The 11,510-nt window shown below is 68.7% G+C and carries 12 protein-coding genes; 8 read left to right on the top strand and 4 right to left on the bottom strand.

Going from position 1 to position 11,510, the window contains the following annotated elements; all coding sequences use genetic code 11:
- Positions 1-8 precede the first annotated feature (8 nt).
- The 4 genes from IFSED24_RS10730 to IFSED24_RS10715 all read left to right on the top strand — a co-directional run bounded on the left by IFSED24_RS10730 (position 9) and on the right by IFSED24_RS10715 (position 5,605).
- Positions 9-425 (top strand): bacteriohemerythrin, encoded by a 417-nt coding sequence (locus tag IFSED24_RS10730; RefSeq protein ID WP_491331462.1) that lies wholly within the window; start codon positions 9-11, stop codon positions 423-425.
- Between the two features lie 205 nt (positions 426-630).
- Positions 631-1,860 (top strand): AAA family ATPase, encoded by a 1,230-nt coding sequence (locus tag IFSED24_RS10725; protein ID WP_491331461.1) that lies wholly within the window; start codon positions 631-633, stop codon positions 1,858-1,860.
- Between the two features lie 277 nt (positions 1,861-2,137).
- Positions 2,138-4,474: an SLC13 family permease gene (locus IFSED24_RS10720; RefSeq protein ID WP_491331460.1), complete on the top strand. Its 2,337-nt coding sequence runs from the start codon at positions 2,138-2,140 to the stop codon at positions 4,472-4,474.
- Positions 4,475-4,537: 63 nt separating this feature from the next.
- Positions 4,538-5,605 (top strand): hypothetical protein, encoded by a 1,068-nt coding sequence (locus tag IFSED24_RS10715; protein ID WP_491331459.1) that lies wholly within the window; start codon positions 4,538-4,540, stop codon positions 5,603-5,605.
- 126 nt (positions 5,606-5,731) lie between these two features.
- Here the strand turns inward: IFSED24_RS10715 and IFSED24_RS10710 are convergent, their stop codons facing one another.
- On the bottom strand, positions 5,732-6,070 hold the full coding sequence (locus IFSED24_RS10710) for a hypothetical protein (protein WP_491331458.1): 339 nt from the start codon (positions 6,068-6,070) through the stop codon (positions 5,732-5,734).
- 1 nt (position 6,071) lies between these two features.
- Positions 6,072-6,536 carry a PTS sugar transporter subunit IIA gene (locus tag IFSED24_RS10705; protein ID WP_491331457.1) on the bottom strand — a complete coding sequence of 155 codons (465 nt, stop codon included), beginning with the start codon at positions 6,534-6,536 and terminating at the stop codon, positions 6,072-6,074.
- Positions 6,537-6,654: 118 nt separating this feature from the next.
- Here IFSED24_RS10705 and rsgA point away from each other — a divergent pair, with 118 nt between their 5' ends.
- Positions 6,655-7,632, top strand: coding sequence for a ribosome small subunit-dependent GTPase A (rsgA, locus tag IFSED24_RS10700; protein WP_491331456.1), 978 nt, complete (start codon positions 6,655-6,657; stop codon positions 7,630-7,632).
- On the opposite strand, the gene IFSED24_RS10695 is transcribed toward rsgA, so the two are convergent.
- Complete coding sequence (locus IFSED24_RS10695; protein ID WP_491331455.1) at positions 7,626-7,880, bottom strand: hypothetical protein; 255 nt, start codon at positions 7,878-7,880, stop codon at positions 7,626-7,628. The two genes, rsgA and IFSED24_RS10695, sit on opposite strands and share 7 nt — an antisense overlap.
- A gap of 83 nt (positions 7,881-7,963) precedes the next feature.
- Here IFSED24_RS10695 and IFSED24_RS10690 point away from each other — a divergent pair, with 83 nt between their 5' ends.
- Positions 7,964-9,142, top strand: a complete 1,179-nt coding sequence (locus IFSED24_RS10690; protein ID WP_491331454.1) for a glycosyltransferase family 9 protein — start codon at positions 7,964-7,966, stop codon at positions 9,140-9,142.
- Positions 9,143-9,170: 28 nt separating this feature from the next.
- On the opposite strand, the gene IFSED24_RS10685 is transcribed toward IFSED24_RS10690, so the two are convergent.
- A complete protein-coding gene (locus tag IFSED24_RS10685) occupies positions 9,171-9,611 on the bottom strand; it encodes a hypothetical protein (RefSeq protein ID WP_491331453.1) in 441 nt (146 codons plus the stop codon).
- A 460-nt stretch (positions 9,612-10,071) separates the two neighbouring features.
- Here IFSED24_RS10685 and IFSED24_RS10680 point away from each other — a divergent pair, with 460 nt between their 5' ends.
- Positions 10,072-10,362 (top strand): HU family DNA-binding protein, encoded by a 291-nt coding sequence (locus tag IFSED24_RS10680; RefSeq protein WP_491331452.1) that lies wholly within the window; start codon positions 10,072-10,074, stop codon positions 10,360-10,362.
- Between the two features lie 117 nt (positions 10,363-10,479).
- Positions 10,480-11,505, top strand: a complete 1,026-nt coding sequence (locus IFSED24_RS10675; protein WP_491331451.1) for a threonine aldolase family protein — start codon at positions 10,480-10,482, stop codon at positions 11,503-11,505.
- Positions 11,506-11,510 lie beyond the last annotated feature (5 nt).

Here is an 11,510-nt window from a genome sequence, read left to right as displayed (position 1 = left end):
AGGAACGCATGCCTGCCATTGCCTGGACGTCCACCTGGAGCGTCGGTCACGAGAAGCTCGACGAGCAGCACCAGCAGCTCCTGGAGATGTACAACCGTTTCGACGCGGCCGCGGCCAAGGGCCGGGGATGGCGCGAACTGGGTCTCATGATGGCCGATTTCGAGGATTACACCCGCTGGCACTTCTCCTACGAGGAAGGCCTCCTCGCCGAGGCCGGCTACGCCGATCTGCCCCGACACCGCGCCCTGCACCGCCAGCTCGAGCGCAAGCTGGCAGCTTTCCGCAAGGAACTGGAGGCCGACCGGCGGGTCACCGCCCAGTTCCGCAAGTTCCTCGGCTACTGGTGGCAGAATCATATCCTGGACCACGATCTGGACTACGGCAAAACCTTATTCGAGGTGGCCGTGGGCGCTGACGAGAAGTGAAGAAAAAGACGGACCTGGAAAAAATTCTAAATTTATATCTGGCTTCATCTTGACCCCTGTCCACCGACGGCAAACTCCTGCTCAAGCCGACCCGCATGCGGTCGATCCCCATCGTACGAGACAAGGCCGGACCGGGACCATCCCGGCCGCTGCTCGACCCGGACATGGACGTCCCAGGCGTCGCAGGACCGCGAGGTGGCACACCGTGAAGACCCTCACGCTCGGCAAGCAGAACGAACAGCTCTCCCGTTTCTCCACCCGGATGGCCAAGATGGTCGTGGGCCAGCCCACCGCCATCCACAAGGTGACCGACAGCTTCAGTCGGCTCATCGCGGGCATCCACGATCCCGAGAGTCCGCTGCTGACCATGATGTTCATGGGACCCACCGGCGTGGGCAAGACCGAGACGGTGCGCGCGCTGGCCGAGTCGATCTTCGGCAACCGCCGGGCGTTCACCCGCATCAACTGCCAGGAGTACTCGGCGCACTACAACATCTCCAAGCTGCTGGGCTCGCCGCCGGGCTACGTGGGCGGCGAGATCCGCCCGCTGCTGGCGCAGGAGAACATCGACCGCCACCACCGCAAGGCCGTGGAGAACCAGACCGGTCTGATCACCGAGCCGGGCAGCAAGCTGGCGCGGATGTTCCCCCCCGAGAGCGAGCGCAATCTCTCGATCATCCTCTTCGACGAGATCGAGAAGGCGCATCCCAAGCTCTGGAACCTGCTCCTGGGCGTGCTCGAGGACGGCACCGTGGTCCTGGGCAACAACGAGGAAGTGGACTTCCGCCAGTCGATCATCATCCTGACCACCAACGTGGGCAGCGAGGCCATGGGCATGCACCTCTCGCAGGGCAACATCGGCTTCGACACCGGCACCACCGCCGAGCGTCTGGACCGCGACCTCGAGGACGCCGCCATGCGCGAGGCCAAGAAGGTCTTCCCCTACGAGTTCCTCAACCGCTTCGACGACATCGTCACCTTCCACACCCTGAAGGACGCCCACCTCTACGAGATCCTCGACATCCTGCTCACCCAGATCCACCACCGCAGCCTGCGCTGCTCGGAGCCCTTCCTGCTCGAGGTCACGCCCAAGGCCAAGGCCTGGCTGGTGGAGGAGGGCACCGACGTCCAGTACGGCGCGCGCCCGCTGAAGCGCCTGGTGGAGAAGGAAGTGGTCACGCGCATCAGCCACCTGATCTGCAGCGACCAGATCCGCAAGGGCGACCTGATCACCGTCGACGTCCAGGAGAGCGAGCTGGTCTTCCAGAAGGAGACCGGCGGCGCCGACTGGGACGAGCTCGAGGCGCTGGGGCCGTTCCCGCAGGAGAAGTGGGCCGGCTCGGACCTCGGGGTCAAGGACGACGGCGGCGAGAAGGAGCGGGTGAAGGAGGAGGTGGCCAACGTGCTGGCGGCCACGGGGGTGTTCCACGATTAGGTCCGGGACGTCTCGTGCCGGGGAGCGGGAGGGTCGCCACTGCGTGGCGGCCCTCCCTTGCGTTCGGCTCGCGGGGCTCGCCTCTCGACATCCCCGGCACGAGACGTCCCGGACCGCGGCGCGGGTGTGGAGGAGATGCGGGGCGGGTCTTTGAGACCCGGACTCGGAGGCACAAGCCACGTTGACAGCGGCGACGCCGCGGCGATATACCTGAATCGCGAGCCGCCGCGTCGCGTCCTGGCGTTCCCCGACTTGCCCCTGGCGAGAGTACCCGACCATGACCCTGGAGATCGGCCTTCTCTTCGGACTTCTCTCCGCCATGGCGGTGCTCTTCTTGACCGAGAAGCTGCCCATCGAGATCACCGCCTTCCTCGGCCTGCTCGCCCTGGTCCTGGGCGGATTCGTTTCCCCCGCGGAGGCCTTCACGGGCTTTGCCTCGCCGGCGGTGATCACCATGCTCTCGGTCTTCTTCCTCAGCGCCGCTCTCCTGCACACCGGGGTGGCCGACCTGATCGGCGGCCGGGTGCATCGCCTCATCGGCAACCGCGAGATCCCGCTGATCGTCGCCATCATGCTGGTCGCGGGCGTCCTCTCCGCGTTCATGAACAACATCGCGGCGGTGGCCGTGCTGCTGCCCGCCGTGGCGAGCATCGCCCGCAAGACGGGTGCACCGCCGACTCGCCTGTTCATGCCGCTGGCCTTCGGAGCGATCCTCGGCGGCACCACCACCATGGTGGGCACGCCGCCGAACATCCTGGCGGGCGACCTGCTCCGCGAGCGCGGTCTCGAGCCCTTCTCGCTCTTCGACTTCACGCCGCTGGGATCGATCCTGCTGGCCGTCGGCATCCTCTACATGATCACGCTCGGACGCTGGCTCATGCCGACCAGGCACCTGGAGGCGAAGGACGAGCTCGGCGGCGAGGAGCTCGCGGGCATCTACGATCTTCGCGAGTCGCTGTTCTCGATCCGTATTCCTCGAGACTCCACGATGGTGGGCTCGACCCTGGGCGAGACGCGCTTCGGCAGTGCGCTCGACGTGCAGGTCGTGGGCATCGAGCGCCATGGCCGAACCCACCTGGCGCCGAGTTCCGATACGGTCATCGAGGGCGACGACCGACTCATCGTCGACGGCCAGTACGAGCGGGTGCGAAACCTGTCGCTCGTCCAGGGCGTGGAGATCGGCGACCTCACGCAGGACATGCTGATGCCCGGGCGCGGCGGCCGCGGGCTGGTCGCCGCGCGCGTGGTCGGCGCGTCGCCTCTGGTCGGCCACACCCTGCGCGACCTCGAGTTCCAGCAGCTCTTCCGGGCGATCGTCGTCGGCATCCGCCGGGACGGTGCGTTGCTCGAAGGAGACCTGGCCGCCCAGACGCTCCGCGGCGGCGACCTGATCGTGGGCCTGGTCCCGCGCGACGATCGCGAGTCCTGGACCCCTCCGGAGGGCCTGGAGCGTGAGGACGTCGGTCCCGACCTCGTTCGAGACCTCCGCGACACCATGTTCCAGCTCCGCGTTCCGGCCGGCTCGGGCCTGGTGGGGGCGACGGTCCGCGATCGCCACATCGGCGCCCTCGTGGGGCTGACTGTCGCGGGCATCATCCGCGGCGAGGAGATGATCCTGTCCGACATCCCGCGGCAGCGGATCCACGTCGGCGATCAGCTCCTGGTGGCCGGCGAGGTCGAGCGCGTGCGCCGGTTGCTCGGCCTCGGGGACGTCCAGCTCCAGCAGGACATCACCGGCGCCGGCATCGAGTCCGATGAGGTCGGCGTGGTGGAGGCCACGCTGTCGCCCCGCTCGCGCGTGATCGGCAAGACCCTGGCGGAGATCGAGTTCCGCGCGACCTACGGACTACAGGTCCTGACGATCTGGCGGCGCGGGCGGTCGCTGCACGGCAACCTGGCGCGGCAGGAGCTCCGCCTCGGCGACGCCTTCCTCGTGCAGGGTTCATGGCGCCAGATCCGCCTGCTCGGCGCCAACCCGGATTTCGTGGTGCTCACCTCCTCGGCGCAGCAGGAGCGCCGCACGCGGAAGGCGCCGGTCGCCTTGCTGGGCCTGCTGCTGATGATCGGCCTGGTGGTGAGCGGCTTCCAGCCCGTCCACGTGGCGGCCTTCGCCGCGGCCACCTTCGTGGTGCTCTTCGGCGCCATCACCATGGAGGAGGCCTACCGCGCGGTGGAGTGGAAGGCGGTGTTCCTGGTGGCCGCCATCCTGCCCGTGGGCCTGGCGATGGAACGCACCGGCGCAGCCGGGGTGATCGCCGACTGGGTGGTCGCCCTGGCCGGACCGCTGGGGCCCCACGTCGCCATGGCCGGGCTCAGCACGCTGTCGAGTCTGCTCAGCCAGTGCCTGGACGGGGCCCCGGCGGTGGTGCTCATGGCGCCGGTCGTCTTGCAGTCGGCCGGCGAGCTGGGCTTGAGCGCTCACGCGGCCATGATGTGCGTCAGCCTCGCCGCATCGGCGGCCTTCATGACCCCCTTCAGCCACAAGGCCAACCTGATCGTCATGGGTCCGGGCGGTTACCGGGTGGTCGACTACCTCCGCGTGGGCACGCCCCTGACGGTGGTGGTGCTCGCTCTGCTGGTCTGGCTGGTACCGTTGCTGATGCCGGGACAATGAGGATACGCGGGGCGGGGAATATGGTACACTGGCATGGGTCGCGATTCCTTTGGAGGGAAAGCCATGCGTATCGCCATCGTCTCGATCCTGATGCTCGCCCTGTGCGCGCCGGCGCTGGCCGGCGATCTGGGCGCGAGGCGGCCCGACAAGCCGGCCGCCACCGTCACGCCGCAGCCCGTCGATCCGGCGGTCCTGCGCCAGGGCGGCGACACCATCCTCGACGCCACCCCGATCCCGGGGCTGCCCTACGCCACCGCCGGTACCACCGCCGGCTACACCCACGACTACGGCGAACAGTGTCCCTACGGGCCCATGTTCGCGCCGGACGTGGTGTACGCGTACACGCCCGAGGTCGACATCGTTGTCAGGGTGGATCTCTGCGGGTCGCTCTACGACACCCAGACCTACGTCTACGACCCCGACCTGAACATGCTGGCCTGCAACGACGACTACTACAACGACGAGGTCTGCGGCCAGTACACGTCGTGCATCGAGCAGGTCGCGCTACAGGCTGGCTCCACCTACTACATCGTCATCGACGGGTACGGCAACGACTTCGGTGACTACCTGCTCGAGGTATCAGAGTACGAGGTCTGCGACATCGACGTGCCCGCGGCGGCGGTCCCGGAGGGCGAACCGCCGCTGCAAGACGGCTACCAGGACGCCTTCAACGGCGGCTGCAACTCCCCCGAGTTCGGCGCGCCGTTCCAGTCGCTCGTCGGCGACGCGGGCGGAGCGCTGCTCTTCGCCGGCCGCGGCGGCTGGTACGAATTCGATGGCGAAACACGCGACACCGACTGGTTCGTGGCCGAGATCGGCCCCGGCGGCGTCATCGAGGTGACGATCCTCTGCGAGTCCCCGTCGTACTTCTTCGAGCTGGGACCTCAGGACTGCGCCGAGGTCGACATCCTCACCACCTGGACGGTCTACCAGTGCCAGGAGACCGCCGCCCAGGTCGCCGGCGAGCCCGGCAGCCTGGTCTGGCTCTGGTTCGGCTCGCAGGACTTCTCGCAACCGAGCAGCTGGCCCGACAACGAGTACGACTACCTCCTCGACATCACCGGCCTGGCTCCCGGCACGGTGACGGTAGAGGCGCGGAACTGGACCGCCGTGAAGGCCCTTTTCCGCTGACGAACCGCCAGGCCGGCCGCACCGCCGATCGTGGATGTCGAGAGGCGAGCGCAGCGAGCCGAACGCAAGCGAGGGCTGCCAAAGGCAGCCCTCGCGCTCCACGGACGGCGGTGCGGCCGGCCCCCTCTAGGGCCAGTAGAGGATCCGCCCGCAAGACTCGCACTTCTGCAGCTTGTTCTCGTTGGTCACCGAGACGAAGCTCGCCGGGATGTTGGCGAAGCAGCCGGTGCAGAGGTTGTCGACCACCGGCACCACGGCGTGGCCGAAGCGCTTGGTCAGGCGGCGGTAGTAGTTGAGGTTGCGGATCTCGATGTCCTTGGCCATCTCCTCGGCCCGCTCCTTGAGCTTGGCCAGGCCGTCGAGGTTGAAGCCCATGTCCTTGAGCTCCTGGCCCTGTTCCTCGGCCTCGCGGATGTTGGCCTCGATGTCCTGCAAGAGGACCAGTTTCTGCAGTTCGGGATGCATGCTACTCCTCCTCGAACGCGGCGCAGAAGCTCTCGTAGCCGTCGGCCGCCAGGAGTTTCTCGCGCAGCGCGCCGTCCTGCAACTTGTCGGTGAGCACGGCCAGCGACTTGATGTACTTGTGCCCGCTGTCCTGGGGCGGCGCGATCAGCACGAAGAAGAGTTGCGTGGGCTCGCCGTCCACCGAATCGAAGTCCACGCCCGCCTGCGAGCGCGCGATCAGGACGGTGAGCTTCTGCACGGCCAGGGTCCGGCCGTGGGGGAAGGCGACGCCGGGACCGACCGCGGTGCTGCCCAGGGCCTCACGGCTCTCGAGCATCTGCAGCACGGCGTCCTGCTTGGTGATGGCGGGACTGCCCTCGACCAGCTTGGTGACCAGTTCGGCCAGGACGCCGGCCTTGTCGGTGGCGGAAAGAGTGGGGAGGAAGAGATCGGGCGAGGTATGCTGGAGGACCTCGGCAATGTCCATGGTTGTTGCACCACCTTGAGATCGCGGTCAATCTGTATTAAACCTTCGCAGGGCTAACCTAGGCAAAACCCTTGACGTGGGCAAGAACGATTGATGTCCGGATTCCGGGAGGACCAGCTTGGCAGAGGACACGACCGCGAGCGAGATCCGGGACGGAGTGGTCATCCGCGCGGGCGCCGGAACCTGCCGGGTGGCGGCGGCCGGCGAGGTCTACCTCTGCCGCCTGCGCGGTCGGCTGAAGCAGGGGCGCCAAAAGGCCCAGAGCGTGGTGGTGGCGGGGGACCGGGTGCGGATCCAGCCGTTGCCGCTGGAGTCGGAGGACGCCGAGCCCGCCGCGGTGGTGGAGGAGGTGCTGCCGCGCCGGACCCGGATCTCGCGCCGGGCCGCCCGTCGTTCCGGCGGCCATATCGAGCAGGTGCTCATGGCCAATCTGGACCAGGTCGTGGCGGTGCAGTCGGTGGCCGAGCCCGCGCCGCAGGGTAGCCTGGTCGACCGTCTCCTGGTGGGCGCCGCGGGGTACGGGGTGCCCTCGGTGCTCTGCCTCAACAAGGTCGACCTGGACCCGCGGGTGGCCGCCGATCCCCGCTGGGACTACTACGCGAGCCTCGAGATCGAGGTGGTGCGGACCTCCGTGGTGTCGGGCGAGGGCCTGCCACGCCTCGAGGATCTGCTGCGCGACCGCATCTCCATCTTCCTCGGCGCCTCGGGGGTGGGCAAGAGCAGCCTCCTGAACGTGATCCAGCCGGGCCTGAGCCTGCGCACCGGCGAGGTCACCGGCAAGACCGGCCTGGGCCGACACACCACCACCCACACCGAGCTGTATCCGCTGCGCGGTGGCGGCTTCATCGCCGACTCGCCCGGCCTGCGCGGTTTCGACCCCTGGGATCTGCCCCCCGAGGAACTGCGCGACTGCTTTCCCGACTTCGCCGAGCCCACGCGTGCCTGCCGTTTCCGCACGTGCCTGCACCGCGAGGAACCGGACTGCGGGGTCAAGCGCGCGGTGGCGCGGGGCGATCTTCCCGGCTGGCGCCACCAGGCGTATCTGGACATCCTGGGCGATCTGGAGGATCGTCGGCGGGAAGTGCAGGGCTACTGACCGAGGCTGCCCGTGGCCAGTCCCCGGTAGTACAGGCAGGCCTCCTGGCTCTCGTGCAGGAGCCTGTCCACCGGTGCGATGCCCGTGGCCGGGCGCCAGCGGACCTTGCGGTCGGCGCGCCGGGCGATCTCGTACCCCGGCAACGGCCCCAGCGGGCTGGCCGGCGACTTCTGGACGAGCTCGTAGCCGGACAGGGCGACCAGCGCGAGCCAGGACAGCACGATCACGATTTGGCGCAGGCGACGCATGGTCTGGCTTTCACCGGGGGACGAGGGAAGACAGGCGAACTGACTCCATGTTCGACCACGGACCACCTGGACTTGAGGCGGAGATGGCTGATCTCTACAAGCGCTGGAAGCGGGCCTTCACGGGCCGACTGGCCCGGCACTGGCAACGGCCGGCGCTCACTCCCGCCGAGCTGCGCGCCCTGCGGCCGCGCCGCATCCTCATCGTGCGCCAGCACAACCAGATGGGCGACATGGTCTGCGCCACGCCCGGCTTCCGCGCCATCGCCGAGACCTGGCCCGACGCGGAGGTCGCGCTGGTCACCGCGCCGGTCAACCAGCAGGTGGTGGCGCACAATCCCCACCTGCGGCGCCTCTTCCTCTTCGAACAGCGGCTGTGGCGCCGGCCGCGGGCGTTGCGCGCGTTCCTGGGCGAGATCCAGGCCTACGGCGCCGAGCTGGCCATCGTCCTGAACAGCGTGTCGTTCTCGGCCACCAGCGCCTTCCTCGCGCTCTGGTCCCCGGCGCGCTGGGTGATCGGGGGCGACAGCGAGCCGTTCGGTTCGCGGATCGCCCGGGCCTACAGCCTGGCGCTGCCGGCGTGGCCCGAGGTGGACCAGCACGCCGTGGAGCACAGCCTGGCCCCGCTGCGCGCCGTGGGCATCGACACCGGGCGGACCGACACTGTGGTGATCCCCTCGCCGGCCCAGCGCGAGGAGGCGGCGGCGCTCGTGGCGCGGCTCTTGCCGCCGGGGCCGTTCTGGGCGATCCATCCCGGCGCGGGCAAGCGCCAGAACCTCTGGCCGGCCGACCGCTTCGCCGCCGTGGCGGCGCGGGCGGCCGCGACGGGCAAGTCGGTGCTGGTGCTGCACGGTCCCGCCGATCAGGAGGCGCTGGCGGCCCTGCGGGCGGCCTTGCCCGGGCCGGCCCCGGCCAACGCGGCGCCCGTGGTCGTGGCGCCGCCGCTCTCGGTGGGCACAGGCGCGGCCCTGCTCGAGCGGGCTGAACGCTTCCTCTGCAACGATACCGGGGTCATGCACGTGGCGGGCGCGGTGGGGACGCCAACGGTGGCGCTCTTCGGCCCCACCGATCCGGCGCTGTGGAAGCCGCCCTCGGCGCAGGTGATGGCGCTACGGGCCGCGGCGCGGCGCGACGATCCGCGCGGTCCCGAGTTCGGCTGGCTGGAGAATCTGTCGGTGGAGGACGTCTGGACCGCGTGGTCGAGCCTGCCGGCGCGAAATGCTCGGGACCTCCCACCGGCGGTGGAAGGTCCCACGAGCAACTGAGCGAAAGGGGACCAATCCCCTGCAGCGATCAGTACAGATTCATCTGCGGCGGCTCGACCTCGTCCACAGGCAGGTTCACCGTGATGGTGGAGGCCGCGCTGACGTTGTCGTTGGTGTCGACCGCGTAGATGTAGTAGGTCACCTGACGGCCGACGCCCACGAGGTCGTTGTCCACGTAGGTGGTGGCGGTCTGGGGGTCGGCGACCAGGGCTTCGGGTTCGTAGTCGTAGCTGCCGCGCGAGACCAGGAAGCCGGCGAAGTCGCTGTCCGTCACGTTCGAATCCCAGCTGACGGTGGCCTGGCGCTGGATCGCGGCGTAGTCGACATCCAGCCCGCTGGGCAGGGCCGGCGGGGCCGTGTCCACGACGGGGGCGGCGGGGCTGTTGTCGTCGTCGCTGCCGCAGCCCACGGTGAGCATGCTCAGGGCAGTCAGGCAGACGAGTGTGAGGATGAGCTTCTTGCTGGCCATGAGTTGGTCCTCCTTAGCAGATATCGCTGTGTGCCTGATGGCTCGTGTTCGAGGGAGCGGCCGGAGGAACAACTCGGGTTGCAGTGGCACGGTTGCTTTGAGCTTCAAGGCTCCTCCGGCCAGCTCCGCTCCCCTGGCTGCAAAGCGGGTGCCACGTCCCGATCGAGTCTGGCCGTGTCTGGTAATTCCTTGTTGTTCTTGAAGTTGAAGTCTTCCAGAGAAACCACGAGGCAGCATGATCCCTCGTGCGAACAGACGCGCCACGTTGTGTCCTGCCATGCCCCGACACTCGCGGTCATGCAACTTGCCCGTCAGGAGGCAACAACGACTGAATCGATCCTGACATCTGCGGACCGATGCCACAAAGCCCTTGACTCAGTTGTGGTTATGGTTGAGGATGAATGTCCGAGACCATCGCCTGCGAGGGCGGACCCCGACCTCATCGAAGGAGGGTAGCCGGATGACCAAGGCCGATATCGTGGAGGACATCGCCCAACGGACGGGGCTGACCAAGAAGGAAGTCGGCGAGACCGTGGATCTCTTTCTGAAGAAGATCGGCGACCTCCTGGTGGACGGACAGCATCTGGAAATCCGCGGCTTCGGGACCTTCAAGGTGAAGGAGCGCAAGGAGCGCATGGCCCGGAATCCGCGTACCGGCGATGCGGTGCCCGTGCCGTCGCGGCGCGTCCCCGTATTCAAGGTTTCCAAGATGCTCAAGGACAGGGTGGCCAGCGACCACGCCGCTTTCTAGACGCCTGTCCGGGCCCGGCGGAGGGACCGGGCCCAAGGGGGCAATATGTCCGGTGCGACGGCTGCGAGGCTCGTCACGCCGGTTTCTTCTTGTCCGCCAAGCCAAAGGACCCCTCCTGTGATCGATCTGCGCAGCGACACCGTCACCCGACCCTCCGCCGCCATGTACCAGGCCATGATCGCCGCCCCCGTGGGCGACGACGTCCTCGGCGACGATCCCACCGTGCTGGCGCTGCAGGCCAGGGTGGCGTCGCTGCTGGGCAAGGAGGATGCGGTCTACGTCCCCAGCGGGACCATGGCCAACCAGTGCGCCGTGGGCGCCCAGACCCGGCCGGGCCAGCAGGTGATCCTGGAGGCGGACGCGCACATCTACCAGTTCGAGGGCGGGGCCCCGGGCGCGCTCTGGGGCGTGCACACCACCCTGGTAGCGGGCCAGGGTGGCGCCCTGACCTGGGACCGGATCGCGGCGGCGCTGCCGCCAGGCGACGTCCACTACCCCGAGCCGGCGCTGATCTGCCTGGAAAACACCCACAACAAGGCCGGCGGCCGGATCCTGCCGCAGGACCTGGTGGTGGAGATCGGTCGCGAGGCCCGGGCGCACGGGCTGCGGGTGCACCTCGACGGCGCCCGCCTCTGGAACGCCCACATCGCCAGCGGACTCGCCCTGGACGAACTCTGCGCGCCGGCGCACACGGTGTCGGTCTGCTTCAGCAAGGCGCTGGGCGCCCCGGTGGGCTCGTGCCTGGCCGGCGACCGCGCGGCTGTCGACCGGGCCCGCCGCCTGCGCAAGCGTCTGGGTGGCGGCATGCGCCAGTCGGGACTGCTGGCGGCGGCCTGCCTGTTCGCCCTCGACCACCAGCTCGCGCGCCTGGCCGAGGACCATGCCCACGCCCGGCGCATCGCCGCCGAGCTGGACAATCCGCTGCTCCATGTCGATCATCCCGTGGACACCAACATCGTCATGGTCGACGTGGACGCGCCCGGCAACGCGCCCGGCCTCCTCGCCCACCTGGCCGCCGCGGACATCCACGCCCTGAGCCTGGGACCGGGCCGGATCCGCCTGATCCCCAACCTGCACGTCGACGACGCGGCCATGACCCGGGTCCTCGCGGCCCTGAACGCGTACACGGGAGACGACGCTTGAAGATC

The sequence above is a fragment of the Candidatus Latescibacter sp. IFSED24 genome, from assembly GCF_058273205.1.
Note: the sequence above shows the minus strand (reverse complement) of the source record. Positions and strands in the feature narration are given on the sequence as shown.

Excerpts from the sequence above, each read along its gene's own strand:
- IFSED24_RS10710 (WP_491331458.1), bottom strand. The coding sequence starts at position 6,070 with ATGCATCCCGAACTGCAGAAACTGGTCCTCTTGCAGGACATCGAGGCC.
- IFSED24_RS10690 (WP_491331454.1), top strand. The coding sequence starts at position 7,964 with ATGGCTGATCTCTACAAGCGCTGGAAGCGGGCCTTCACGGGCCGACTG.
- IFSED24_RS10685 (WP_491331453.1), bottom strand. The coding sequence starts at position 9,611 with ATGGCCAGCAAGAAGCTCATCCTCACACTCGTCTGCCTGACTGCCCTG.
- IFSED24_RS10720 (WP_491331460.1), top strand. The coding sequence starts at position 2,138 with ATGACCCTGGAGATCGGCCTTCTCTTCGGACTTCTCTCCGCCATGGCG.
- IFSED24_RS10730 (WP_491331462.1), top strand. The coding sequence starts at position 9 with ATGCCTGCCATTGCCTGGACGTCCACCTGGAGCGTCGGTCACGAGAAG.
- IFSED24_RS10695 (WP_491331455.1), bottom strand. The coding sequence starts at position 7,880 with ATGCGTCGCCTGCGCCAAATCGTGATCGTGCTGTCCTGGCTCGCGCTG.
- IFSED24_RS10715 (WP_491331459.1), top strand. The coding sequence starts at position 4,538 with ATGCGTATCGCCATCGTCTCGATCCTGATGCTCGCCCTGTGCGCGCCG.
- IFSED24_RS10705 (WP_491331457.1), bottom strand. The coding sequence starts at position 6,536 with ATGGACATTGCCGAGGTCCTCCAGCATACCTCGCCCGATCTCTTCCTC.
- IFSED24_RS10680 (WP_491331452.1), top strand. The coding sequence starts at position 10,072 with ATGACCAAGGCCGATATCGTGGAGGACATCGCCCAACGGACGGGGCTG.